23 protein-coding genes are annotated in these 24,985 nt (G+C 42.9%); 10 read left to right on the forward strand and 13 right to left on the reverse strand.

Features of this window, described 5'->3' with window-relative positions; translation table 11 throughout:
- Window positions 1-80: 80 nt before the first annotated feature.
- Window positions 81-1,286: an AbiH family protein gene (locus V6R21_RS19900; RefSeq protein WP_334245309.1), complete on the forward strand. Its 1,206-nt coding sequence runs from the start codon at window positions 81-83 to the stop codon at window positions 1,284-1,286.
- Window positions 1,287-1,491: 205 nt separating this feature from the next.
- Here the strand turns inward: V6R21_RS19900 and V6R21_RS19905 are convergent, their stop codons facing one another.
- The 7 genes from V6R21_RS19905 to V6R21_RS19935 form a co-directional block, all read right to left on the reverse strand.
- Window positions 1,492-2,688, reverse strand: a complete 1,197-nt coding sequence (locus V6R21_RS19905) for a hypothetical protein (RefSeq protein ID WP_334245310.1) — start codon at window positions 2,686-2,688, stop codon at window positions 1,492-1,494.
- Between the two features lie 475 nt (window positions 2,689-3,163).
- The gene (locus V6R21_RS19910) at window positions 3,164-4,105 is read right to left on the reverse strand and encodes a DUF6712 family protein (protein ID WP_334245311.1); all 942 of its coding nucleotides are present in this window, start codon (window positions 4,103-4,105) and stop codon (window positions 3,164-3,166) included.
- A complete protein-coding gene (locus V6R21_RS19915) occupies window positions 4,102-5,442 on the reverse strand; it encodes a hypothetical protein (RefSeq protein WP_334245312.1) in 1,341 nt (446 codons plus the stop codon). Before V6R21_RS19915 ends, V6R21_RS19910 begins: the two co-directional genes overlap by 4 nt.
- Window positions 5,442-5,759, reverse strand: a complete 318-nt coding sequence (locus V6R21_RS19920) for a hypothetical protein (protein ID WP_334245313.1) — start codon at window positions 5,757-5,759, stop codon at window positions 5,442-5,444. The genes V6R21_RS19915 and V6R21_RS19920 overlap by 1 nt, the downstream gene beginning before the upstream one ends.
- 65 nt (window positions 5,760-5,824) lie before the next feature.
- Entirely contained in the window at window positions 5,825-6,532 is a 708-nt protein-coding gene (locus V6R21_RS19925; protein ID WP_334245314.1) for a hypothetical protein, read from the reverse strand.
- 119 nt (window positions 6,533-6,651) lie between these two features.
- Window positions 6,652-7,482 (reverse strand): outer membrane protein assembly factor BamD, encoded by an 831-nt coding sequence (locus tag V6R21_RS19930; RefSeq protein ID WP_334245315.1) that lies wholly within the window; start codon window positions 7,480-7,482, stop codon window positions 6,652-6,654.
- A 363-nt stretch (window positions 7,483-7,845) separates the two neighbouring features.
- Window positions 7,846-8,652: a DNA adenine methylase gene (locus V6R21_RS19935; protein ID WP_334245316.1), complete on the reverse strand. Its 807-nt coding sequence runs from the start codon at window positions 8,650-8,652 to the stop codon at window positions 7,846-7,848.
- A 145-nt stretch (window positions 8,653-8,797) separates the two neighbouring features.
- Between V6R21_RS19935 and V6R21_RS19940 the strand changes: the two genes are divergently transcribed.
- Window positions 8,798-9,493 carry a S49 family peptidase gene (locus tag V6R21_RS19940; RefSeq protein ID WP_334245317.1) on the forward strand — a complete coding sequence of 232 codons (696 nt, stop codon included), beginning with the start codon at window positions 8,798-8,800 and terminating at the stop codon, window positions 9,491-9,493.
- Here V6R21_RS19940 and V6R21_RS19945 read toward each other — a convergent pair.
- The gene (locus tag V6R21_RS19945) at window positions 9,465-10,916 is read right to left on the reverse strand and encodes a hypothetical protein (RefSeq protein ID WP_334239876.1); all 1,452 of its coding nucleotides are present in this window, start codon (window positions 10,914-10,916) and stop codon (window positions 9,465-9,467) included. The two genes, V6R21_RS19940 and V6R21_RS19945, sit on opposite strands and share 29 nt — an antisense overlap.
- A 109-nt stretch (window positions 10,917-11,025) precedes the next feature.
- Here V6R21_RS19945 and V6R21_RS19950 point away from each other — a divergent pair, with 109 nt between their 5' ends.
- The 8 genes from V6R21_RS19950 to V6R21_RS19985 all read left to right on the forward strand — a co-directional run bounded on the left by V6R21_RS19950 (window position 11,026) and on the right by V6R21_RS19985 (window position 17,173).
- The gene (locus V6R21_RS19950; RefSeq protein ID WP_334245318.1) at window positions 11,026-11,691 is read left to right on the forward strand and encodes a S49 family peptidase domain-containing protein; all 666 of its coding nucleotides are present in this window, start codon (window positions 11,026-11,028) and stop codon (window positions 11,689-11,691) included.
- A 33-nt stretch (window positions 11,692-11,724) separates the two neighbouring features.
- Entirely contained in the window at window positions 11,725-12,693 is a 969-nt protein-coding gene (locus V6R21_RS19955) for a hypothetical protein (RefSeq protein ID WP_334245319.1), read from the forward strand.
- Between the two features lie 50 nt (window positions 12,694-12,743).
- Entirely contained in the window at window positions 12,744-13,142 is a 399-nt protein-coding gene (locus tag V6R21_RS19960) for a hypothetical protein (RefSeq protein WP_334245320.1), read from the forward strand.
- A 21-nt stretch (window positions 13,143-13,163) separates the two neighbouring features.
- Window positions 13,164-13,718: a hypothetical protein gene (locus V6R21_RS19965; RefSeq protein ID WP_334245321.1), complete on the forward strand. Its 555-nt coding sequence runs from the start codon at window positions 13,164-13,166 to the stop codon at window positions 13,716-13,718.
- A 77-nt stretch (window positions 13,719-13,795) separates the two neighbouring features.
- Window positions 13,796-14,452, forward strand: a complete 657-nt coding sequence (locus tag V6R21_RS19970; RefSeq protein WP_334245322.1) for a hypothetical protein — start codon at window positions 13,796-13,798, stop codon at window positions 14,450-14,452.
- Entirely contained in the window at window positions 14,433-15,038 is a 606-nt protein-coding gene (locus tag V6R21_RS19975; RefSeq protein WP_334241826.1) for a hypothetical protein, read from the forward strand. Before V6R21_RS19970 ends, V6R21_RS19975 begins: the two co-directional genes overlap by 20 nt.
- Window positions 15,013-15,636 carry an AAA family ATPase gene (locus V6R21_RS19980; RefSeq protein WP_334245323.1) on the forward strand — a complete coding sequence of 208 codons (624 nt, stop codon included), beginning with the start codon at window positions 15,013-15,015 and terminating at the stop codon, window positions 15,634-15,636. Before V6R21_RS19975 ends, V6R21_RS19980 begins: the two co-directional genes overlap by 26 nt.
- Window positions 15,518-17,173 carry a hypothetical protein gene (locus V6R21_RS19985; RefSeq protein ID WP_334245324.1) on the forward strand — a complete coding sequence of 552 codons (1,656 nt, stop codon included), beginning with the start codon at window positions 15,518-15,520 and terminating at the stop codon, window positions 17,171-17,173. The genes V6R21_RS19980 and V6R21_RS19985 overlap by 119 nt, the downstream gene beginning before the upstream one ends.
- 34 nt (window positions 17,174-17,207) lie before the next feature.
- On the opposite strand, the gene V6R21_RS19990 is transcribed toward V6R21_RS19985, so the two are convergent.
- The 5 genes from V6R21_RS19990 to V6R21_RS20010 form a co-directional block, all read right to left on the reverse strand.
- A complete protein-coding gene (locus V6R21_RS19990) occupies window positions 17,208-20,192 on the reverse strand; it encodes a hypothetical protein (protein ID WP_334245325.1) in 2,985 nt (994 codons plus the stop codon).
- Window positions 20,189-20,662, reverse strand: coding sequence for a hypothetical protein (locus tag V6R21_RS19995; protein WP_334241817.1), 474 nt, complete (start codon window positions 20,660-20,662; stop codon window positions 20,189-20,191). The genes V6R21_RS19990 and V6R21_RS19995 overlap by 4 nt, the downstream gene beginning before the upstream one ends.
- Before the next feature lie 1,683 nt (window positions 20,663-22,345).
- A complete protein-coding gene (locus V6R21_RS20000; RefSeq protein ID WP_334245326.1) occupies window positions 22,346-22,774 on the reverse strand; it encodes a hypothetical protein in 429 nt (142 codons plus the stop codon).
- A 56-nt stretch (window positions 22,775-22,830) separates the two neighbouring features.
- Complete coding sequence (locus tag V6R21_RS20005) at window positions 22,831-23,052, reverse strand: hypothetical protein (protein ID WP_334245327.1); 222 nt, start codon at window positions 23,050-23,052, stop codon at window positions 22,831-22,833.
- 507 nt (window positions 23,053-23,559) lie between these two features.
- Window positions 23,560-24,759, reverse strand: coding sequence for a tyrosine-type recombinase/integrase (locus V6R21_RS20010; RefSeq protein WP_334245328.1), 1,200 nt, complete (start codon window positions 24,757-24,759; stop codon window positions 23,560-23,562).
- Between the last annotated feature and the right edge of the window lie 226 nt (window positions 24,760-24,985).

Here is a 24,985-nt window from a genome sequence, read left to right on the forward strand (position 1 = left end):
TCAATTGATCTATGAGGACATTTCAGCCAGAAGCCTTACTTTTAAAATCTAGTATTAACCTAAATATAAGCTAAAAACAAATGAACAGAATTTTTTTGATTGGAAATGGCTTTGACCTTGCACATGGTTTGAAGACTTCATATTCAGATTTTATCAAGTGGTGTTTTGATTATGAGAAGAATTTAGCACAAGCTAAAAAAGAGGTGGATAGATTTGATTTAGAATTTCATCCTACTCAAAACAACCAATATGACTACACAGTACAACTAGAAAGATCTATACTTCACTTAAAACATTCAAGATCTGATCACGGAAGGCGTAATTCAAATTACTTTAGAATGAATTGTGAATTAACCCCATTCACTAATGAATTAAAGGATTACAACAAGCAGATATATTCTGAGGTTAAATTCAACAATAAACTACTTGGTAAACTCATTTTACTGTTTAAGCAAAGAGAGAAAAAAACAGTTAATTGGGTAGATATAGAATACTTCTATTATCAGGAACTCAATTATGGATCAAACATTGAGGAGTTAGATAAAGACTTTGATGAAGTCAAAAATCTTTTAAAAGAATACTTAAACACTCTGCCTAGCCCTGCTAATGTAAGTCCAATAGTTAAGGGGATATTTAATAAAGATGTGATATCCAACGAGATCAATCAACAAAGACTTTCTGATGTACAACATATGCATCCTTACATCAATTCTTTATATGATCTTAGTTTAGAAGGGGATGGGAATTTATACGAATTCCCTCCAGTAAAAAACTTTTTCATAACATTCAATTATACAGATACATTATCTTTATATGATATAGATAATGTTATACCTATCCACGGCACTCTTAATGATAATATCATCTTTGGCTTTGGTGATGAAGAAGCAGAAAAATTCAGGGAAATCAGAAATAACGAAAATCCTCTATATCAAAAAAACATTAAGACATATGATTACTTGGAAAGAGATGATTATTATGAGATAGAGAAAATTATAAATTCACGCTTATACCAAGTTGTTATTTTAGGGCATTCCTGTGGCTCTGCTGACAAAACATTCTTAAAGACGCTATTTGAGCATAAAAACTGTATTTCCATTAAACCTCACTATTTCAAAAACGAGATTAGTAATACAGATAACTATAGGGATATTTTAATCGGTATCTCTCGCTGTCTTGAAAATGATGCATCTAACATGAGAAGTAATGTCGTCGATAAAACCAAAACTGAACCTTTTAGTATTTTGAAGAAGAAAGATGAGGTTTTTGAGTTAACTGAGTCATGAAGTATGTATTCATATTTTTAAAGGTTTGTTTTGGGTGAAATTGAGATTTAAGTGAAAAATCAAAATTATAGTATCTCAAAATTAATCACTTTCCCCTAAGCTGGATTGGGAATTATCATCACTGTACTGCTTAGGGGTTGAATGTGATTAAATATTAAAAACAGTTAGAAGTTGTCTAATGCCAATGTTATATAATCAAGAACTATTAAAATTTAAAAGAATTTACATCAATACCTTCTATACCTACTTCAATTAATTCTCCCTGTAAATTATTAACAAAATCTCTCACATAATCACTTGGGTATGGATCAACAACAATTACTCTTTTATTTTTATAGTCAAAATTTTCAAGTATAATCTCATTTACCTTAGAATCTCTACCTCCATAACCTATTATGCACAAAGCTTGTGCTTCTTTTAGATTTTCAGAAAAATATCTAAATAAGTTTCCATACAATATTGGTTCATTATATCTTTTAATTTTTGAATTAATACCAGATAAAAAATCACCATGGTAACTAAAAGGAAATCTTTCTTCTGTCACCTCATCATTTACATCAACCGTTCTCTTAATAATTTCATCAGCAAGTCCATACCTAAACTTAACATATTGACTAGGTACTAAAACTTCATCATTAGTACCTTCACTAGAGTAAAAAAGTCTATAATCTCTACTACCATGAAGCTTGAATAAATTAACACCAGTGCCATAAGTCCCAATGTAATATTCTATATTCACACTTTCACGATGATTGTTCACACCATAAAAAGGTGAATTTTCAATCACAAACCCATCACTAAAATCAGACTCAAGCGAATTTGCTTTGATTAGATATTCGAAAAAAACATCATGATTAAGTGTGTGTACATTAATTGTATTTTCATTTTTTAAAAAGTTTAACAAAGAGATGAAGCTACTATACTCTTCATAAGAAGGACTTTCATTGTACCATGATAATTTATTTCTATCAACTAAATAATATGAAATAAGTTCATTGTACACCTTTCCCATATTAAATAGAGCCTGATTTATATCATATTCGGTATTTTCTATTCTTGGATATTTTTTTTCGTTTAATAGAGATGCTATGTCCTTCCTGACTATACTATCTTTCTCATTGAAATAGTCAAAAAACTCTTCATAATCAAACCCATCAATAGATTTTTTTTGCTTAAACAAATTCATTAAATCACAGCATAGCTCAAATACACCATCATAGTAATTTTTAAATCCCAAATTAACTTTATTGCCATTTTTAGGTGGGATTAGACTACCATCAGTATGAAAAACCAATTTTTCATCTAAACTACCCAATAGTCTATCTCCCAATTTATTACCTATAGGGTAGCCTGCAGGAGCTGAAAAGCCCGCACCCAATAAAAAAGATACTGATTTATTCATTTTAATATGGCTTTATAATTTTTAGTAACTGAAGATAAAATTATTTTCAAAACTTCACACCCTTTTCCCACTATTATTAAACCTATATATTCAAGTTTATAGCCACCTTCTTAACTTTACTAACACTTATATAATATTCACCCCATATTTAAGGAATAAGTAAACACCCAAAATAAAAAATGTCACTATGATAAGCTCTATACTTCTTTTCTTATAAGCTACAAAAGCAAGAATAACAATATGACTTATTGATGTCAAGTCAACATTAAACACAGGGGCATTATCACTCGCTCCCCATCCAAGAAATAAAAATTCAAACAATATTGAGCAAAACATCAAACCTACGAAAACCAAGCAATTAACTACCAATAAGTAAACTACCCATACAATCCGTGCAATAATATTTTTAGGGGTATTCATAAGGATGATTTCTTATACATTAAATGATCATACACATTTAAAGTTAATTAAGCATCTAAAACTTAACAATTCTTTTCCCACTATTATTAAACTCATACGTCCCAGTATCCGTCTCCCCATTGATCTCCTTTACTTCATCTACTATCTTCTGGATATAACCTTCCCCTTTTTCCTCATACTCACTCTGGAGTTTTTCAAGCATCTGTAAGTCTGCTACTGTGGCTTTCTCAAAAGCATCGAACGACAACACAAGTACGCCTTCCTCACTTAGCTGGAGAGAGAGCTTGAAGATGCTGTTGGCTACGGTCAGGTTTGCTACTGCACGCTGTATCTTGTCGAGCAAGCTTTTGTTCTGGTCGGTTAGTGTATTGTCTTTTTTCTGCTCCAGTATCTCATTAAAGAGTGCTTCCCCCAGCATCGGTTTGATCCTGAAAAGCTCGATCTCCTCCATGGTGGGTTTCATGCGGGTGAAAAGCCTGCGGGACTCATCGATATAGACAATCTTGTCAAACTCGGTAGTACTGCCAATAAAATGGGAGTTGAAATCAGCATAGGCAGCAGAGTCAGTCCATTGCTGGAATGAGTTTTTGTTGTCTTCCAAGTACTTTAGCACCTGGTCCACATAGTAAAAGCCTGTATCCCGGTAGCCGTTTTTCATCTCCTTGTGCTGCCATGGATAAGCACTTTTCTGCTTGTCGGTATTGGCTACCCTGATACCGGTGTTACCCTTGCTGGCTGTGGATTTGCTGATAAATTTCCAGACTCCCAGATTGGCGGATGCCACCTGTGCCAGCTCGATCAATGCCAACTCCTCCGCTGAGGCACTGTCATTGTGGTATTTGGTGATGAGGCTATCGTAAAAGTCTGCTGATAAAAATGGTTTGATGTGTTTCTGCTCCATATAATGGAGGTCATGGTTTAGCTTATCCACCTCAAGGGATGAATCTACATCAACGACTTTTGTCAGCTCATCGGTTTCCTTAAAGAATGTTTTCATGCCTGTTCTCCAGCGTTAAAGTTTCGGTCTTTGGTACTTGTCTGGTCCAGTGTGGTCAGGAAATAGTTTCTGAACCAGAACTGGATATTGGGGTTCCACCCGTTAAAGTCCCGGATAAAGTGGAATGGCTCGAGCAGGATATCCTGTTCGGGCTTGCAGTTGGCAATGTGCATGTTGAAAAGGTTACGGATCTCCGAGCCTTTGCTGTTCATGCTGGACTTACCGGGGCTTGTGGCCACCAATGAGGCATGAACCCCCAAGGCATTGAAGATATAGCTGGTACCAATCTCCGAATCCTCATTGTAGGCTGCATCAAACTGCATGGAATTGGGCACCTCCTCAATGGTCCATCCTTCATAGAGTTTACCATCACTGGTGGTTTTCATCATAAAGGCAATCGACTTACCACTGTTTTCCACTCCAGATAGAAAGGTGTCAAACTTGTCGTATTCAGCCTCCACCAGTGTACGTCTTTTCTCTGGCTCGAAGTTCTCCCATTCGCCTTTGTACTTCCATTCCATCCACCAGTCGGGCATCTTGATGATGTAGCGGACGGTCATCTGGTTTTTCATCAGCTGGTACTTGAACTCCGGGATCATCTTGACCACGTCCAGCCATTTGGACTGGCGGATGGAATCCCATGGGGCCAGTTCGTAGTATGCCTGTCCGGAAGACTCGCCACTAACGGGATAGATAAACTGATTGCCGTCTTTTCGCTCCTTCACACTTTCAACGCTTCTGAAATATGGATTGATCACCGGCATATGGATGGTGGATGGGGAATCCTCGTTGTTTTCCTGCCAATTGGTGTTGATGTAGCAATCCTTGATAACGCCATCGTTTTTGTCCTGCAATCCCCAACGGCACCAAGCTGACTCATTGCACTTGAAACCTGCCACTTTCGAAAGGTTTTCATCAAAGATCAATGTCGGGAAGACGTTCCAGAACTTATAAAACTCGGTGGACATCTTCCGGAGGAAACGGCGGTAGTTAGAAGTCTGGAGAAAAGCTTCGATTTCCGGATCTTTTATTGGTTTCAGCTTTTCGTTGCCGTCATCATCATAGTTGACCTCCCCATATACCAGACCGCCACTGATCAGGGCATTGGCTTTCCAATAAAGCGTAGCTGACAGTGTAGGTACCGCATTGATATCCTTGATAATCTTGTCAGGGTAGTCGTTACCAGGATCAAACCACTTGGCAACCTTGCCGCCTCCTTCGTCTTTGGCCAGTGGTGTTGCCGGCTGCTCCCCAGTGACACCCTGCTTGATCTCTCCAACATAGGCCGCATTGGTCTTTTTGGAGATATGTAAAAATGTTTGCTCTTGCCTGCTCATTAGTATCGCATCATTTTGCCGTTGAACCTGTGGATCAGGACAGCGTGGATAGTTCGCACATCACCAGTTTCGGGGTGTACCAATGTCAGGGTACGAGGTAGCCGTTTGCGCTTTGTTGTACCTGCCTGTGTTTTGACAGCTGGATCCACTTTGGCCACCTTTGCCCAGATGTAACCCTGCAATTGCATGCGCCTACAATCTTTCTTGTGAGTACGGTTGTAGGTAAATACCTCAATATTGAATGGAATAGGTTCTCCTCTGTGGTCCTTCTTTTCCATTTCTGTCAGCACCTCCGATAGTTTGATGAATTGTTCCATGAGTGGAAAGTGCACAAAAAAAGCCTGTCTGGTGAGGACAGGCTTGGGGGAGTGCTTTTTGAGGGTTAGTCGTAGTAGGTGATATCTCTAACTGCCATATCATTAAAATAACCTTTTGTACCATTTGGCTTTAGATTATATAGTACCATCTTCCTCCAGTTATTATTTTCATCAAAATCAAAATATTCAGCATAAACAGTATCACACTGTTCTGAATAAAAAGAACCATTGACAGTAGTGAACCAACAGGTAATTGACATCTCACTTCTTTCACCTATTTTAATTGTTTCATTTCTTCCTGATGCAGTATCATCGCTTTCTTTAAAATAAATTAAAGACCATGATCCATTAGAAACTCTTACTGTATTGTCAAAAGAGTCAATAGTTCCATCACTTTTATAATTAGTTTGGATAGTTGTATCTCCTGCTAAATGCATAACTCCTAAATACCTTTGGATAATACTATCCTTAGAATAAGTTGGAACAACCATTTCACCATAGCTTCCGATTCTACTAGACGAAGGCTTTGTTTGCTGCTTCAATATTTCAAGGTCTTCTTGCTCAAAGAGACCACTTTGATTAAAGTTTTTCTGAGAAAAAGAAGTTGTATCAACCAATGACCAAACACCAGACACTTGCTTTGCAGGCCCTGAATACATTACTTCTTTTTCAACATCTCCTTTCAAATCAAACAACTCTAAATCAGTGCTTTGCTTCTCATCACACCCTACAACAGTAATCAATAAGAGTAAAAAATAGGCGTAGAATTTCATTATAAAGAGTTTATAGCTTATGAAAAAATCATCTAATATTTAACGAAACTTCAAAGTTAATAAAACACAGTCAGTAAAAAAGCCTGTCTGGTGAGGACAGGCTTGGGGGAGGTGTTTTTTTAGTTGACTTTACCACCAAGGGCTTCATAAGCAATCAACACATTTTTGATTGCCGTTTTTTCTGCACTTGTTATTACTCGGTCTCTGTAATATTGACGTCCATTATACCGTATTTTCACATTTTTACCATTTGCAATAGCTTTTGCTATTTCAATTTCTTTCTTACCTGCACTTAATTCAATCCATTCCCATATCTGTCCAGACCCATGATCTGTTTTAACCTCCCTGTTTCTTTCTTCACTGATGTTATAAGTTTTGTCGCCAACTTTAATGATGTACTTATCAATAAATAGCCAATCATCTGCAACATACTGGATAACAAACCACAGTGATGGAACATCATTTATTCCTCTTTTGCCAAAATATAGGTGAACGTTGCTTCTAGAGTTTACATATCTTGGTGATGATTTGTCATAGTACCAAGTTATGTTTCTGATGTCATCGTGTGACTTCCTCATATTTCGGGTAGCCTTTTCGACCTTAAGCTTTGCTTGCTTTTTCTTCTCTTCAATTTTTTTTCTTGTAGCTTCTTCTTTTTTCTTGATTTCTACATCAACTTTCCCCAGAAGTACTTTGGCTTTTTCAGCTTCAGGTGATGATGGATGCTTTTCAAGTATAGCGGCAATGTCATCTTTTGCCTTCAAATAGTTCTTATATCCAAAATAGGATTCTGCACTTTCTAACAACTTTGATGCACCAAATTGACAATCATCAAGCTGAGCTTTCAATGTTTCATTTTCTTTCTTAAGTGCATCATACTGTTGTTGTGGAACTCCACAACCGATTAAAAACACACAAAAGATTAGCGCAGATAATTTTGACTTGATCATGACTAGTGGGTTTTAATTGATTTTAGTTAGAATAAGTATTAAAAAGCTGTCTATAACCATTGTGAAGTAGGTTATGAGATACAGAATATAAGAAATTCAGAGTTTTTAACGTACCATATTTCAAGCAGTTCACCCTCGAATTTGTCCTAACACTATCAAGAACCCTGATTTTAGGCGGTGAGAAAAAAATGAAAGCGTTTTTTTCGGGGAAAGAGGAGCGGCCTGCCCTATCATCAGAGTGCAATTGCACCCCAATTTTAGATTTATGATATCTGATTCAGGGTATTTTTTCAGCAGCTAACGACAAAAGAAAAGCCTCGCCGGTTTATCCGACAAGGCTTGTACTGTAGTTGCAATTGCAGCTTACTTCGGCAAGGTCAGTGGGTAGTTGGCAGTGAACACTTCCACCTTCTTCTTACGAGTTGTCCCCCGGTTGTTGACCGACACCTGTTGCTCCAGACTTTCCTGGTACCAACCATTCCGCTTGGTGTATTCCTCCAGCAATGGACTCGGATAACTTGACAGCAGGAACTTACCCTCAATCTGCTCCAGTGCTTTCAGCAGCATTTCAAAGTCCTCCACCGTATAGCCATCATAATGACCACAGTCAGAGTTGAAGTAAGGCGGATCACAATAGAAGAAGGAGTCCGGACGGTCACGCCACTTGATCACACGGATAGCATCGGTACACTCCAGCTGTACATCCTGCAAACGGATACCATAATCTTCCGTAAAGCTGTCCCGCTTGTTCTTGATCTTGACTGAAGTGGTGCGCTTCTTTACATCATACCCCCAAGCATCCCCCAACTTGGCACTGAATGACTGGGCCGACAATACCCATACCGCCCAAGCTCGCTTGAGTGAGGAAAACATATCCGGGTTCTCATAGATCACCTTGGCCCGCCGATGCATATCCCTTGAGTGCAACGATATCCTGATCTCCTTCTCCAGTGAAACAAAATCATTCTGCACCACCTCATAGAAATTGATCAGCTCCCGGTTGGTATCGTTCAATACCTCCACATTGGACTTAGGCTTGAGGAAGAACACAGCAGCTCCCCCGCAGAAGGGTTCAGCATACAGGTTGTGTTCAGGAAGCATCTGGATGATTTTGGAGGCAAGACGCTGCTTCCCCCCGTAGTAAGTGACCGGAGTCTTAATGGTTTGCATAAAAAATGGTTTTAAGTTCAAAAAAAGAATCATTAGAAAAATACCATTGCTGCAATGTCCTAACCTTTCCTCTTACACTTTAAGACATATCCGTCCTAACCAAATCCAATCCTTTTAACCTCCTTCATTCCAAAATTGAAGGATTATGAGTCACAACCTTATAAATGAAATCATCAGCTCACCGTTATGGATCACACCAAGTTATGCGCAGGCACAAATCCCGCAGCTTATGGCATTGCTCAACGGTAAGCTACTAATCTCAGCAGAAGAAGCACTTAAGAACCAGGAGGAAGCTGCCCCCCAAATGGCAACCATTGGCAATGCGTCAACCGGCAGTCGCTCCTTCAATATTGCCAGCATGGACTTGAGAGGACCGGTTACCAAATACGGGCAATGGTGTGGTCCCGCCGGGACCAAGCAAATGTCTCAATGGTTCCGTAACTTGGACAGCGATGCAAAAACGGATGCAATTGTCCTGCAACTGGACAGCGGTGGCGGTACCGCCATCGGCACACTCGAACTAATTGAAACCATCAGAAGCATAGAAAAGCCGGTGGTTGCATGGGTGGATAATATCGCTGCATCAGCCGCCTACTATATCGCAGCTGCTACGGATGAGATTATCACTTCCAGCAAGATGGATATGGTGGGCAGCATCGGTACCATGGCAGCCTTTGCCGACTTCCGAGGTGTACTCGAGAAACAAGGCGGCAAGTGGCACGAAATCTACGCCACCAAGTCCACCGATAAGAATGGCACCTTCAGAGCTGCCCTCGAGGGTAGGGTGTCCAAAACATTAGATTTTCTTCCGGTCAATTTGAGAGTGCTTTCATACGTCTAAGTACTTGATTTTCTTTTAGGTAATTAACCTCCCACTCCTTGATTTTGGACAGGAAAACCTGTTCCTGAGCGCTCTTGATATCGATATCCAATACCACCTTGCCAGCAAGTTTTCTTGTTACCAGTGCCAGGTAGAGCACATAGGAGGTGACACCATACAGCTTATTGGGAGACTTCCTGTACTTGAAGATGCCGAATAAAGACTCAATAACATCAGAAGAGCAATGCCAGCAGGCCTGCTCTTCCAGTTTCGAGACCTCTTCCTTCAGGTATGTTTTCACAGTTTCTATGAATTTATTCAGTTTCTCATAAGGTGTTACTGTCTCACAGTACGAGAGGCACACATCAATGCTTTCGGTGGATAATCCACTGTTCTTAAGGTGTTTGTTGATCTTGCAGGTGATAACAACAAGTGTTTCCAACTCCTTGACAATCTCGTTATGTTCCTGCAGGAAGGCAAAGCATTCCTGTTCTTCCCGGGTTAGGGTGGAATATTTTTTTTGTATCGCCAACACCCAATCGATAGTGGGCGTCAGATTTAGGAAGCGGGAGTGGTCACGCTGCCTTGGCGGCAATAGGTAAGCCACAGGCTTCATAATGTTTTTGTGGGTGCAGGCTCCCAACGACTTCATGAAGGCGATATATCGATCATCTTTCTTGTAGCACCTTTCTGCCAGTAGCGCCAGCTGGTGACCAACATCCTTGACTCGGCAAAGTTCCGCAGCCTTGATACCTGCGACCAAATTGTTGTTCGAGTCGCTGATGACGTACTTAGGTGCCTTGCCTTGTGTCTGGGCCACCTCCTTCAGCACACGCTTGATCTGGTCAGCCTTCCAGGATTTCTGTACTTCTATGTGAAGTACATCCGCATCAGCGGTCGTAAGTACCTCTGCTGTGGTATTTTCTGCCTCCACGCCCAGTACCATCAGCATCCGTTCATCACCAATGGTCATGCATTCATCCACAATCAGGGCATACTCCTTGTCGGTAAAACGGCCTTCTCCTTGATTGAAAGAAAAATACCCCAGCTTCTTGACCCAAGTCTCGACTGCGCTCTTGCTTGGAAGGCTGGTCAAGTGCCAGCCCAGTGCACTATTCAAATATTGCAGACAAGAAACCACACCCCGAAAGCTGCAGCCGCCCACTACATAGAGGTGTATACAGATACTCACCATCAAGACATTGTACTTATGTCCAGCTATGGGGAGCGAGTGCTCAGCTGGAGGACCTACAGATGACAGCTGTTGCCGCAACTGCTTGTTCTCTCTTTCCAATGCCTTGAGCAACTGTTGGCTATTCTGATATTTCCCCTTCCAACTCCCTCTGCTTTTTTCCAGTGCACAGACCCTTCCGCGTAACTTCTTAACCGTGTAACGGTGATTAAACTTGTCCTGTAGCTGTTTTTGCTGTATGTTTACCGACATAAACTCTTTCCGTATTTTGTGCGAAAATTTTATTTTCAGTTCAACACAAAAATGGCAAGAGTTTTTTTTATGCCTTTGGACACCCTACCTCGAGGGAGACTACAAACCAATGATCGAGCAATCCCTCGATCCATTGAATATCAACTTCCACAACGATATCAAGGCCTTCCGGGGCGACAGGCTCAACCTCGATTTTGAGGATGTCCTAACCGGTAAAGTGTACTATGCCGATTTTGGAGATAAATCAGGAATGGCGGTCGGACTTGTGGACGGCATTGGCGATCTCAACTACGCACTCGAGAGAGCTGCTGCACTTGCGGCCAAACGCCAGGAATCACAACAAACGCAACAAACCATGAGCATCTTCGGAAAAAACAAGTTTCCAAAATATTCAGAGCTGCCGAAGCTCGACCAAAGCGAAATCACTGCAGAGGCATTGCAGGAAGTAAACGAGGAACTGACGCAGCAAGGCGTTCAAACCTTCAGGCTATCCATGGCTTCTGAAGAGCAACAAACCGCTGACCAGACAAAACAGGTAACCGACCTGCAGGCCAAGGTAACCAACCTTGAGCAGCAACTTGAGCAAGCCAACCAAAAAGCTGCAGATGCTGAAGCCAAGGCAGCTGAACAGCAGGCACTGGCAGAAAAGTACTCCGCTCAGTTGGCTCTCAACCAGCAGACCGAACCAATCGCCGAACAGGACAAAGGCCCGGCAACACAAGAAGATGCTCCAAGAGGAGCCGACTTCGCTTGGCTTGACAATTTCAACAGTTAATCATCCATTCAAAACTGACAAACAAGCTTTCAAATGGCAGATATTGATGTAACCGCTTTGGTCGCCCAATACGGCACCTATTACGACGGTAAAGACAAGCAAGATAGGCTTTACGAAAAAGTAAAGACCAAATCCAAAACCGATATGGTGGCAAGTGCCATTACTATCGAGGAAAACGAATATCGGGCGTCGGAGTCTGAATTCACAGAGGTGTTGCAACCATTCCAAAAAGGATGGACACCAAAAGGAGCTTTGAGTTTCAAGCCGGCTCCAATCGCTTTGGGTAACTTCAAGATCGATGTGGAGTTATATCCTGACGATCTGAAAAACAGCTGGGCTGAATTCCTAACCGGTTTGGAGCCAGCAGACCGTGCACAGTGGCCGCTGGTTCGTTGGATGATCGAGAAGCACATAATCTCGAAAATTCAAGAGGATTGGGAGAAGAAAGAAGTTTTCAGTGGCGTAAAGGCTGCCGTAACACCAGGCACTGCAGCAGCGGCTGGTACCACTATCGACGGTCTGAGAAAGCAGATCAACGATGCGATCACAGCTGGTGATATCACCCCAATTACCACAGGAGCCTTCTCGACGGATCCAGTAACTTTTGTAGAGGAAATCGAAGCTTTTGTAGACACCTTCCCAGAAGAGTACGACGACATTGACATGACCTTAGTGATGTCTACAGCACTGGCAAAAAGGTATGCAAGAGGTTACAGGGCCAAGTACATGACTGGTGTAGTGGTAGGCGGTGACTCTGTCTACAAGGTAGAAGACACCAACGTAACTGTTGAGGGAGTGCCTTCCAGTAAAGGTTCTGAAAAGATCTACTGTACACCAAAGTGGAACTTCAAGAAAATCAACCGTAACAAAGGCAATATGAACATGCCAAAAGTGAGAATCGGTAACGATCCAAGAGCAGTTCAGGTCTTTGGTGACTGGTGGATGGGCATTGGCTTCGTGATCAAGGAGCTGGTATTCACCAACGATCAAGATACTTTGTAATCAACCCGGAACACCCTGATTAAGGGTGTTCCCCTAAAATATCAATTCCAATGACTCCAGAAGAACTAAAAGACTTGTCGCCCGAAGAGGTGGCGGAATACTTAAAGCAGCAGAATGAAACAATCGCTGAACTGCAGGCCGAAAACGAGGAGGTTAAGCAGTCCAGGGAAGTCAAAGCCCCCGTCATTCTGGTAACTGGCCAAAAGTACAAGTGCCCAATCCCGATCACGGTACTTTCCCGTGACATCATGGACGAGTCTGGCAAAAAGCTGCTGGATAAAGGCACTTGGCTGATGACGACCGAAATGCTCGCAAAGAAAAAAGACGACAAGAAGGTCAAAGACCTGAAAGAAGCAGGCAAGCTCCTGACAGAGCAGGACCTGAAGGAACGACCAAAGCTGGTAGCCAGTCTGGTTGCCGCCAAGATCGCCTTCGTAACGAAACTCTAACACTTTAATCTAAGCTAAACGATGGCAAGCACTGACTATGTAGACTTGGGGACACCCCGTGGTCGTGACAACGCCCCAGGTATAAAACAAAATATTTGGTATGCTCCAATGGATTACTTCGACACCATCAGTGATGTGGTCGATCCAGCCAGCTTTGATGGAGATGCCGTAAGGATCGACACGCCCCACGTCTTCAAGGCAAGCAAAGGATGGATCAAGGTGTATGCCACCATTGAGAAGTCCAATTTTGGGGCAGAGCCGGCTGGTGATGTGGATGCAGAAATGTTCCAACCAAAGCTCACCTTCTATCATCCGGGTGACGAAGAAGATGCCGCAGCCATGGCCAGAAGGGTAAAGAACGACCGTTTCATTGTGATTTTTGAGTCACAAAACGGCAAGTTTATCCAGTTAGGCGCAAAAAATAACGGTGCCAAGATTGTGCCTTCATACGATGCTGGCACAGTGGGCAACGGTGGTAACGGATGGAGTTTTGAGACATCGTACTATGATAACTTTATCCGCTACTATGGTGCCGGTGAGCCAACACCGCTGCAATCCGACGGTGGAGCAGTCTAAGAAATTTTTTCTGAAGCCAACTTTTTGGAAATCGGCTCCACCATGGTGGGGCCTTTTTTCATCAAACCAACAAGCACATGAACGCAATACACGAAGTACTCAAGCACTGGAATTATGAAAGAGCATACCAAATCTTCAGGGAGCACTCCACCTCCCACTTCCTCAAGGAGCTGCTCCAAAACGAAACCAGCTTCAACACCAAGAAGCTGCAGCAGGAACTGCAAAAGCTGTCCGAAAAAGCAGAGGTAGCCAAGCAGGTCGAAAAGTCCACCAAGGAATTTTCAAAGAGCAAGTTCCCGAATGCCCCGGAAGAGGTCCGACAGCTCGAGCAGCAGAAAAACGAGTTATTTGCCATTGTTTCAGCCAACAAAATGAGGTTGGACCTCGTCCCCGAAGGTGAGCAGCTCAATGAAGCAATCACAGAACTGATGGGGATATGGGAAAAGATATACGCCTGCTGGGATCAGCTCGATCACTACCGGGAACATGGAAAACTGCCAGACCCGGCAAGGCAACCGGAAAGGATCGAAATCGACACCGAAAAGATTGACCGGGCACAGCTGCAGAAGCGGCTCTCCAATGTGCGCACCTATATCTCACGCACCAACAAGAAGCTGGAGAAAGCCGAAACCGACAGCGACCGCCAAAAGGAGCTGGAGGAAAAACTCCAGCAACATATCACCGAAAGAGATGCACTAGAAAAAGCATTAGCCGATGCCAAAGATAGTCTATAAGGGAACCGACAAGGATGCCATTCTGGCCTTCCTGACTGGCAAGATTCCAGAGGAACAGCTCCCAGACGCAGCCAAGCTAAAACTGGAAAGGATCATATTTGCCGATGACCTGATCCGCAAGCATTTCAGCATGAGTAAGGTCCTGCCAATACTGCAGAGGGTTGTAAAGCTGAAGAAGCTGGCCAAGAGTTACAGCCGTACCTCCGCCTTCAGGGATTACCAGGACGCACAGGAAATATTCGGTTCCATGGTCAAGATGGACCGCAACTACCATGTATCCATCCTGATGGAAAACATCAAGCAGACCCGTGACATGGCGGTCGTGGATGAGGACCTGAAAACCATGGCCACCTGTGATGCCAACCTCACCAAACTGATCGAGAAGTTTATGGGCGACAAGGAAACCGTGGACCCGGAGCAATTGCAGCCCCCTAAACCGCTGCTGGTATTTGACCCTGCACTGCTGGGCAAGAAGCTGCCCGATGACCAGGAACTGATGCGACAGCTCAAGGAACTGAAAAGGGTACCTAAACTCGATGCAGACATTGAAGACACCGACTATGAAGAAATCAAGCCAGAGGAGTAAACACTTTATCGTCATTGCCGGCAATATGGGCAGCGGCAAAACCACCCTTGCCGAAACCCTGACCAAGATCCTGCCCAACTACACCTTTATCTCCATTGATGAGTGCCGGTGGCGCTTTATGCATGCCACCCCCATCTCACGGGAACAAAAGGCACAGGAGATGTTCAGCAACCTGATCCAGCAGCACGACCGGATTATCCTGGAGACCACCGGCAGCGGCAAGGCATGGAAGTACGCCAAGTGGACCATGCAGACACATGACAGGTTTATCGTCCGGATCAGCTGCCCCATATCAGTTTGCAGGCAACGGGTAAAACAGCGCCGAAAGGTTACCCCACTGCCCTGCAAGTTTGATTTGACCACCTCCCTCAACCTGATGGAAGAGGAACTCAAGGCCATCAAGCCCAACGTCAAGGTAAGCCATGATATGGCCACCCATGAGCAATTGCACTTTTTGATTCAAAACGGAATACTGGAGTATGAATTATCCGCAAGGCTGCAAGCCAATCCATCACAATGTCCCCCAGCTGAAAGCCACGCTTATCGACGCACAGATCGAGGTGGATATCTGGGGAAGAGGTACGGGCAAGACGACTAGAGGCACCAACTGGCTCAAGAGCCGGGCAGATTTGATGCCACGCTCCGGTGGTGCCATTGTCGGATACACTTACACCAACCTGCTCACTAAGCTGCTGCCCAACATTATCCGGGAACTGGAGAGTTTTGGCCTGATAGAAGGGATACACTTCTGGGTTAACCGGTTTCCGGACAAGAAATTCCGGATTCCCAAGTCCATCCGCCCCATCAAGTCCAGCAAGAATACCATCTTCTGGTGGAACGGCGCCAACACCCAGATCCTCTCCACCAAGACACTCAACAACGGTATGGACTCGGATTACTTCTGGTTTGACGAGGCCCGTTTCTTCAAGCACCAGCTCGTTCGGGAGATCCTGCCTGCCAACCGAGGCAATGACATGCACTTCGGACACCTGAGCCAGCACCATTCCGTACTGTTCACCTCCGACCGCCCACGGGGAGCAGAACAGAAATGGCTCGAGAACTATGAGGAACAATACGACGAGCAGCGCTGCGAACTGATCCTGCAAATTGCCATCAGGGTTTCCCAGCTCGAATACCAGCTGGAGACAGAGCACCTTTCCAACCGAAAGGAGCAGCAGGTCAAGGCACTGATCAAGCAGTACTCTGCAGAACTCAATGAGCTGCGAAGAAAGACCGTCTATTTCTCCACAGCCAGCACACTGGACAACGTGCATGTATTGGGCCTTGATGCCATCCAAAACCTCAAGAAGCTACTATCCCCATTAGACTATATGATCTCGGTGCTCAATGAGATTATCCACAAAAAGGCCGGTGGCTTTTACGGTTTGCTCGATGAGGAACGCCATTATTACGTAGCGGAAAAGGATAGCTTTATCATGAACCTGGACCTGCAAGGCAAAACTATTTTCGATGTCAAGAAGGATTGCCGCTGGGACTCTGACCTGCAGAAAGGAAAACCCCTGCAGATAAGTTGTGATGCCAATATTGCCATCAGTACCATGTCCATCTGCCAGCCAAGAAAGGTGGATGGAGTGGAATGCGATGGCCCCATCAACGCCATGCACGTGGAGTATCCGAAAAAGATCTCGGACCTGGTCAAGAAATTCCATGCCTACTACAAGCCCCATCAGATAAGCAACAACCAGATCGACTTCTGGTATGACCACACCTTTGTAGCCGAAGATGCCAGCAGGGAGATCAGCTTTGCCGATGAGTACCAGTCAGAGCTGGAGAAACTGGGCTGGAAAGTTCGCATGCACTATATCGGCAAGGCACCCCATCACGATGCGGTCTATTACCTCTATGCCCATATGTTCAGTGAACGTGACGAAAGGCTGCCCGCCTATCGTTCCAACCGGGTCAACTGCGAGGATCTGAACATCAGCATGGAAAGCTGCGGGGCAAAGCTGGGAAAGAAAGGATTCAACAAGGATAAGTCCGGGGAAAAGAACTGGAAGACACGCCCGCAGGTACACGAGCCGCACTACACCGAGGCACTCGACACCTACCTAGTGGGCAAATACCTCAAGAAAATATCTGGAGAGAAAGAATACGAACACTACGATTTGAACTAAACAAAAAAGCCTCCCGGGATGGGAGGCTTTCTTGTTACCTGTTGGACATATTCGTATTGGAAGCATTGGAGATAAAACTCAGATCGCTCATGCTGTACTTCTTGTACCTTGGAGACTGCGGGTAGTTATCCACATAGAACACATCCCCTCTTATGTAGAGTGTATTTGAATACTGGTTAGGGCTTACTGATGTCATGTCAACCCCATGCACAGTTGCAGAAATCCAATCCCTTTCACAGGCAACCTTCACATTGTTGATAAAAGCTTCTCCATCGCTAATAAAGTACCCCCCTGACCCAACACTCAAGACAACATCCTTTACCGTGTTCTTGTCTGCATTGGCTGAAAAGGCCATGTTCAGCAGGTCCTCCCAGTAACCAACAGAGTCAGCATATACCGTCGTTGAATTATCCTGCTCATAGGAAGTCAAAGCGATGTAATTCATTGAAGGGGACGGGAAGTTGATCAGGTTCGGCACAACACTGTTCAGCTGCACCGGCAGGCTGCCAAACATCCGCCTATCGTCCTGGTTCAGGATAAGCCGCTCCAGTGAATCGGTATTGTAGAGCACCGTTTCGGTGTCACACAAATCCAGCCCCAACTCTTTCAGTGAGGTATTGCCTGACAGGTCAATACTGGTGGGCATGTTTCCGGAAGCATTGAACACCTCCAGGTTATCCTTGTTGATCGAGGCCATATCCACAATGAAGTCCGTATTTCCCTGCAACCCGTTAAAACCGTTCTGGTCCATTCTCTTAGGGGTGACCAGCTCCCTGAGGCTTGGCAGGTTGGAGGCCCTGAAATAGTATTCCTGATACCTGTTGAGGTGCAGCACTTCCAGGTTAGGGAAGTTATCAAACACCAGCCCCTGATACCCTGAATCGATAATCGAGTTTCCATATGCGCCACGCCTGAACTCCACCAGCGAGGACTTGTCAAAGCCTGCATCATTCCAGAAAGGGCTGAAGTACATCTGTGCCCAAGGCTCAAAGTATTTCAGGGACTTCAGGTTGATGATGTTCACCCTGGCAGCAGCATCACTGATCATGGAGAAAGGCATCAGCCACAGCTCCTCCACATGGTCCACATTCCCAAAGTCAATGGTCATTTGGTTGTTGGGCGGCTTGTATCCCCTGATCGATGCCCTCATAAAGTCCAGCGTGCCAAATTTTGGCACCACCAGCGGCTCTGGGGTGATGCCCTGCGTTATCGCATCATTTCCCCTGAACACGGTTACATCCGTGAGCTTGCGGGTATAATGGTACATCTTGTTGGTCGGGCTGGCATCACAATAAACATAGCGTGCCCACCTGAAAGGCTCTATCAGGTTGTTGATCTCATCCCTCATGTCCAGGGTGCAAGTGTCTTGACCCTTGTACATGTCGGCTGCTTCCTGCCAACTGTTTGAGCCTTGGTTTGCATTCCCGTTTGGAACAAAGCAGGAAACGATATCCGTGATGGCCTCATGGATGCTCTGCCAGATCGAACCCCCATTCACCCAGTCATTCCCTCCATTGTCCGTGAAAACCTCCTCAAACTTGGGGTGCATGATCTCAATGCCGGTATCATCATAGAACTGCTCCGTTGCTTCCGTGACATTGTCGTCAATTCCTTGTGAAAGCGCCATAAAGTCCAGCACCACAGTCCCTGTTGTCACATCACCCTGCTCAATCTGTGTAATCATGTCCAGTATGCTAAGGTCAGTGTCCCTGAGTATTACCCGCATGGCACTGTCGAAAACCACCTGCGTAAACTGTGGCGCAACTGTCATCCTAAGCTTACGCATATTAAGCCTGACAATGGCAGCAGGCTCCGTATGGTAAAACTCCAGCCTTGTACCGTCCAGACCTACCCAGTTGCTCCTGTTCGTAATATTGAACTGGTAGGAATTGTACTGCCCCTTGGTGATGATCAGCCCTTCCCCTGAATTCTGGGAAAAGCAGTTCCGCATATCATACATGCCACCCTTCATATAGACTATACCCAACAGGTAAGTAGCCGTTGTGATGGTCCAACCCTCACCGTTGCCGTCATAATTTGGGCCACCCAACTTTTCCATCAGGTTAATGCAGGTCTGGTCAGGCTCCTTACCCGGTATCAATGGAAAACCTTCCTGTGTATCGCTGCTGTCTGTTGAGTCTGGAATAATTACCCCAATCTTAAAGGTACGCCCTGTAAAAGTGAGGTCACTGCCCAGTGAATCCAGCTGCTGCAAAACCGAAAGCAGCTTAACCTTTGTCAGGATGGCATTGGTCATGTCAAGGGTAAAGCCAGCCTGTTGCACCACATAGTCCGGCAATTGCAAGTCCAAGTCCCGCCCATTTTTCAGACATACATACGAAAGGGTACTCCAGTTCTGCTTCGTCAAGTCCAAAGTACCATACACCCCCGCATCACAGAAGTTAATGGCCGTCACGGTGGCGGGATCATCCACAATCAGATGAGAATACTCCTCAAAGTGGATCCACTCCGCAGGCGCACCGGTTTTCTGAACCAGCAATTGTTCCGGGTTGTCCCGGTACACCACCAGTGTAGGCATTGCCGGCTCTGCAATACTTCCCTCAAAGATCCGGCTCCTGTCAAGGCTCCGCTCTCCAGCCGTAAAAGCATGCGAGTTGCCTTGCGTTATCTGGCTACCCAGATCAAAACCAAAAGACATCCGCAGCGGTGTCTCCTTCGTTCCGATCAGTTTCTTTTCCCCCAGCTGGTTTGTCACCACACACACCACCCGCTCATCCTTCAGCTGCAATGCCAGCTCCCGCACCTCCTCCCGATCCTTGGCAATACCAAACTGCAACTCCAGCTCAAAGTAGTCACCTTGCTTATCCGTTTTCATCGGCTCACGGTACCTACCCCCCAAAACATCATAGAGGTAATAGATACCCTCTTCCGAAACAATGCTGATAGCGGTGGCCTTATGCGCACCCTCATAGTCAATGGAGCTGACATTGTCTGCCTTCACGACCACAATATCCTTGAAGCTGCCCCAGTTATCCGATTTTGCTCTACCTAGATTCATCTTGCCAGTTCACGTCTGATTTGAATTTCCTTAGTCATTTTGCGCTGCTCGCTCCGCTGCCAAAGCTTATAGCCACGGGCAGTCTTGTACTCGTTCAGGCAGCAGATATCGTAAAGCTCCAGGAACTCCACCACCGCCGAACGGGCAGACTTGCCCGCCAGTTTCTGTGCCTGCACATAGGTCAGCAGCTTGAACTCAAATTCGTGTTTTAGTGCCGGAATGATATGGACAGCCCGCACACTGCACGAGCTTACCACTTCCACCTCCACCACCTGGCATTCTTCCTCCCCTTCCTCCAGATCCCCATCAAGCAAAACCAGATCCTGGTACCTGTTCTCAAACTGGCATCCGTACTCCATCTCGATGTACTTGGCCAGCCAGCGCTCACACTGCAACATTAGCCGCTCCTTGCGGACCTGCCTGCTTTGCGCCTCCTGATTGCTGAAAATTGAAAGTTGTTTGCCGTTCATTACCATAACGCTCTATGTTTCCCATAAAATTATAGGAAGTATTTATGAGGTCATAGTGGCCATAAAAAAGCCCCACTCAAACATGGCGTTGAGTGGGGTGCACAAACATCCGATTTTATCGGTAAAAAAAAACTGCCACAAAATGGCAGGCTTTAAATCTCTCTCTAGGAGTCAAGTATATTGGTATCCATGCGATCGAAAAACTACGTTTCAATCATATATAATTTACACAACCCCACCATTTCTTTACTTACCAATTCCGTTAATAAAGCAAAAAGCCCATCACATTGTGACAGGCTTTTCGTATCTCATTTTCAATAGTTAAGATAGGATTGACAATCCTATTATTGAATATAAAGAAAAAACGGACAGATACTGCCCGTTCTTTCTTTTTCCTTCTATTTATCAATAAATGAAAAACAATTTGATCTTTATTGCACCAAAATGCAAACAATATAAAACCCACCATAGAGATGGCGGGCTTTACATCGTTCAAGATTAGCATGAGTAAACCATATCATGATGTCTGATGTCTACACTATCGTAACAAATTCAACACAAAAATAATTTACACAAAAAGCCCATCACATTGTAACAGGCCTTTCACTACTCGTTTATTACGTTATTTAGGATCGGTATTCCTAATTCAACACTAACAAAAAAATGGACAGAGGCTGCCCATTCTTTTTGTGCTTTAATAATCATATTAATTATGAATCTGCAAATTTTGCCTTTTTATGCTCAATAGCAATTAACAGAAAAAGCTTGCCTTCTCTGCTTAGGCAAGCTTTTATTAGTGTTTACAACCTTTAAGCTCCCTTCATTAGCCTAAAGGTTACTACTGCTGTTAATTTTAGTCAGAAAGTATTACCCCTCTCTTCTTGGATAAAAACTCTCAATTCAATAACAATTGCAGCCAATAATAATTCCCAAGTCAATAAAAAAAGCTTGCCTTGGTGCTAAGACAAGCTTTCCTTCGTGCATGTGCTCTTTCAGATCATTATTGACCTAAAGATGCTGTTAATTGGCTAAGAAAGTTACGTCCTTCTTTTGTGGATAAACTCTCAAATACATAACATTTATAATCCCTGAAAAATGCCTAAACAATACAAAAAAAAGCTTGCCTATGATGCGGAGACAAGCCTTTTTCGCATATGTCATGCTGTTATTAATTGGTTAAGAAGGTTATGTCCGCTGCTTGTGGAATAACTCTCACATAAATAACATGTATAACCATTAAAAAATCCAAAAAGCATTAATTTTTTAAAATGTATCCATACAAAAAAGCCTACCATAAGATGGTAAGCTTTTCCTGGCAATAGACAATTGAGGAATTTATCCTCACTAAAAAGGGTCTAAATCAATTCATTCTTTGCCTAAAGTAAATATTACAACCCAAATAGAAGTAACTTACTTGTTAACAAGAAAAAAGCCCATCACATAGTAAGGGCTTTTTTACTCGTCTTTGTATAAATTAAATATGTAATAGCATTCCTTTAATAGCATTTTTTTTTAAAAAAAGCAGGCAGAAACCACCTACTTTTTCCTCTTTTTATAAACCTAATTCGTATGAACATTAATTTCATATACATTCTAACTAAATGCAAGATCAATCTATCTTAACACTCCGCAAGTGTTAACCCCTCCTTTCAGTATAACTTACCTCAATACCAGTTCTCCAACTCACTTCACACTGAACAACAACCATTCTTCAGCCTGAATTTTATCCTCAAACACAGCAAGAATCGTTTTCAACCCTAAATTCCGAACTTGATATTCTTCTAATAAAGCCAATACATATTTATGAACAGTCTCATTGTTGCCTCCAGTTACAAAAGCGACTTTCATCAACTTTGTTAAGTGGACAAAATTAACCCACTCACTAATAGTAGAAACAACTCTATTTGCTGAATAATGAATTTGAATTTGAGATTTATCTACTAACCACAAAGTTGGCTGATACATCAGTAGAATATTTTGAGTAATAATGGTTTCTTCCATTATCTGAGAAGGCGAATAAGCAAACCCTTTATACTTAGTCACCATTAACTGACATTCTTCATCATAATAATGATCAAGAAAATCTGTAGTAGTTTTTAGTATACTTTTCATAAGAAGTAGATTTGTTAATAACCCGTCTTATTTGACAAAAAGCATCGTATATTTTACTAAATGTAGGTATTTTTACTCCAGTCAACATAAATTCCAATTCGTATTTGTCTGAATTCGTCTAGAAGGTTAGCAGTTTGAAGCAGGGTATGTAATTGATCAGTCACCTTTTTTAAATCTTCTCCAGCTTCTGCCCTGATAATCCCATATTCTCTTCTTAACTCCCTAAACAAATAGGATCTATTGGCCCCTAAAGCCTCATTTGGAGGCATTAATGCCATCAAAATCGAATTAAATCGCCGAGTCGATAATTGGTCAATTTGCATTTTAGCTATTTTGCACACTGTTAGTTTAACAAGTTCTTATAAGTAGTCTTCACTACAATCACTCTAATTAAGTTACCCTTACAAACAGTAATTTACAATTCAGAACTTTTGGTAACTTCCCTTATCTTATGACTTATTCTAGCTTCACTAAAAGTCATACTTTATCTAGCTTTACTGGTGATAGTAGGTCTAAGTTTGCGCTCGACTTTAGGGATAGTGAACTTTATAGCAGTACATTTTCTAATATCCAAGATTGGTTTTATTTAAATTAAAAAAGCCTATCACATAGCGATAGGCTTTTCTGTAACTATTATATATATAATAGTGTGCTATACTATAATTTTTAAGAATGTATTCATGTACAAGGCAAAAAAACGAACAGAATCTATTTGCTTTTTATGGCTTATTTTCCACTAAAGTGCAAATATTAACATTTATTCATACATAAACAAACTCATGTCTTTATTCTGTCTTCAGAATTAAATCCATCTCCTCCTTTAAGGTGATTTCCGCAATATTCGCATAGAAAGTCTCTGTTGTAGCAATACTCCGATGCCCTAGCATTTTGGAAATAGCATACATGGTCACACCCTTTAGCATCTGGTGCATAGCAAAAGTCTTACGTCCATTATGGCTAGTCAGTGGCTTTTGCACATTGATCACAGCCATTACCTCCTTGATATACCGGTTGAGCCTCTGTACAGATAGAATCGGAAGTTTGTAGTTATGCTTCTCAAGTAAAGCCAGCGCCTTATCATTTAACGGTACCTTATATTCCACCCCCGTTTTCTTACGCTCTTTCTTAATGGTCAGTCTACCCAGAATTTTAAATACATCCTGCTGATAGGAAAACTCCTTATAGTCCGCATAACTCATTCCTGTATGACATAGAAACTGAAAAATATCCGAAGCCTTTTGCAATGGTGGACTTGCAAACTTGTAAAGCTCCAGTACCTTTAATTCCTCATCACTGAGATACACTACCTCTTTAGGTCTTGGGCGCTTCAGGTACAACACCTCTGACAGTTGGTTGTTTTTCAAGTAGCCTTCCTCTACCGCAAAGTTCATCAGCATATTGAACAGCTCCACCACCTTTGCAGAGTAGTTCGCCTCATACTTCCGAATCTTGTCTAACCAACGCACAAAGTCCCTACCCTGCTTTTTGGTGATTTCTGCCAGTAGAATCTTTTCTTTCCCTATCTCCTTAAAGTACTCTTCTACCTTCTTTATTCGATGGCGATAAGCCTTAAATGTAGAAGCTGCAACTTCTGACTGTTTTCTTTTCAAGAATTGAGGGATGAAATCAAAAAGTAAAATATGCCGCCCACCCTTCGATTCCAAAAAAGCCTCTTTCACCATGTTAGGTGTTACAAGGTCATGACTAACCTTTAAGCCTCTATACAAAAGCTTAATTTCATTTCTGATTTCCTTTAAGAAGCTATTGTCAGCTTCCCGATGTGCTCCCAATATCATTTTATGCTCACCATCCCACTCTGATCGTTTGCAATAGATGCCAGTTGAAAACATCACATCTCTTAAACCTTCACAAGCAATGCGTCCATAGATTGTTACCAGCTCTGGATTTTTCCTAGATCTTGGGTAAAACTGTAAATCTACCATACTTTTTGTAGGGCGTACATTCCAAAAATAGCTCTTTGTCATGTTATTAAAAGTTAAAAAAACGGTTTTATGATAATCGAATCTAAAAATTCAAACTAGGTGTAGCCAGAGCTATTCGGTGTAGCCAATTTGTGTTTTTAATGTGTAACCTTGATTTAAAATACTCCAAACCAAATGACTACAGGAGGGAAAACAAAAAAGCCATAGAGTACTCTTTACAAGTATTCTATGGCTAATTGTATGGACAACAGTTACTTAGTACATCAAA

It is taken from the genome of Limibacter armeniacum, from assembly GCF_036880985.1.
GTDB classification, from domain to species: Bacteria; Bacteroidota; Bacteroidia; order Cytophagales; family Flammeovirgaceae; genus Limibacter; species Limibacter armeniacum.

Excerpts from the sequence above, each read along its gene's own strand:
- V6R21_RS19900 (WP_334245309.1), top strand. The coding sequence starts at position 81 with ATGAACAGAATTTTTTTGATTGGAAATGGCTTTGACCTTGCACATGGT.
- V6R21_RS19905 (WP_334245310.1), bottom strand. The coding sequence starts at position 2,688 with ATGAATAAATCAGTATCTTTTTTATTGGGTGCGGGCTTTTCAGCTCCT.
- V6R21_RS19910 (WP_334245311.1), bottom strand. The coding sequence starts at position 4,105 with ATGAAAACATTCTTTAAGGAAACCGATGAGCTGACAAAAGTCGTTGAT.
- V6R21_RS19915 (WP_334245312.1), bottom strand. The coding sequence starts at position 5,442 with ATGAGCAGGCAAGAGCAAACATTTTTACATATCTCCAAAAAGACCAAT.
- V6R21_RS19920 (WP_334245313.1), bottom strand. The coding sequence starts at position 5,759 with ATGGAACAATTCATCAAACTATCGGAGGTGCTGACAGAAATGGAAAAG.
- V6R21_RS19925 (WP_334245314.1), bottom strand. The coding sequence starts at position 6,532 with ATGAAATTCTACGCCTATTTTTTACTCTTATTGATTACTGTTGTAGGG.
- V6R21_RS19930 (WP_334245315.1), bottom strand. The coding sequence starts at position 7,482 with ATGATCAAGTCAAAATTATCTGCGCTAATCTTTTGTGTGTTTTTAATC.
- V6R21_RS19935 (WP_334245316.1), bottom strand. The coding sequence starts at position 8,652 with ATGCAAACCATTAAGACTCCGGTCACTTACTACGGGGGGAAGCAGCGT.
- V6R21_RS19940 (WP_334245317.1), top strand. The coding sequence starts at position 8,798 with ATGAGTCACAACCTTATAAATGAAATCATCAGCTCACCGTTATGGATC.
- V6R21_RS19945 (WP_334239876.1), bottom strand. The coding sequence starts at position 10,916 with ATGTCGGTAAACATACAGCAAAAACAGCTACAGGACAAGTTTAATCAC.
- V6R21_RS19950 (WP_334245318.1), top strand. The coding sequence starts at position 11,026 with ATGATCGAGCAATCCCTCGATCCATTGAATATCAACTTCCACAACGAT.
- V6R21_RS19955 (WP_334245319.1), top strand. The coding sequence starts at position 11,725 with ATGGCAGATATTGATGTAACCGCTTTGGTCGCCCAATACGGCACCTAT.
- V6R21_RS19960 (WP_334245320.1), top strand. The coding sequence starts at position 12,744 with ATGACTCCAGAAGAACTAAAAGACTTGTCGCCCGAAGAGGTGGCGGAA.
- V6R21_RS19965 (WP_334245321.1), top strand. The coding sequence starts at position 13,164 with ATGGCAAGCACTGACTATGTAGACTTGGGGACACCCCGTGGTCGTGAC.
- V6R21_RS19970 (WP_334245322.1), top strand. The coding sequence starts at position 13,796 with ATGAACGCAATACACGAAGTACTCAAGCACTGGAATTATGAAAGAGCA.
- V6R21_RS19975 (WP_334241826.1), top strand. The coding sequence starts at position 14,433 with ATGCCAAAGATAGTCTATAAGGGAACCGACAAGGATGCCATTCTGGCC.
- V6R21_RS19980 (WP_334245323.1), top strand. The coding sequence starts at position 15,013 with ATGAAGAAATCAAGCCAGAGGAGTAAACACTTTATCGTCATTGCCGGC.
- V6R21_RS19985 (WP_334245324.1), top strand. The coding sequence starts at position 15,518 with ATGAATTATCCGCAAGGCTGCAAGCCAATCCATCACAATGTCCCCCAG.
- V6R21_RS19990 (WP_334245325.1), bottom strand. The coding sequence starts at position 20,192 with ATGAATCTAGGTAGAGCAAAATCGGATAACTGGGGCAGCTTCAAGGAT.
- V6R21_RS19995 (WP_334241817.1), bottom strand. The coding sequence starts at position 20,662 with ATGAACGGCAAACAACTTTCAATTTTCAGCAATCAGGAGGCGCAAAGC.
- V6R21_RS20000 (WP_334245326.1), bottom strand. The coding sequence starts at position 22,774 with ATGAAAAGTATACTAAAAACTACTACAGATTTTCTTGATCATTATTAT.
- V6R21_RS20005 (WP_334245327.1), bottom strand. The coding sequence starts at position 23,052 with ATGGCATTAATGCCTCCAAATGAGGCTTTAGGGGCCAATAGATCCTAT.
- V6R21_RS20010 (WP_334245328.1), bottom strand. The coding sequence starts at position 24,759 with ATGACAAAGAGCTATTTTTGGAATGTACGCCCTACAAAAAGTATGGTA.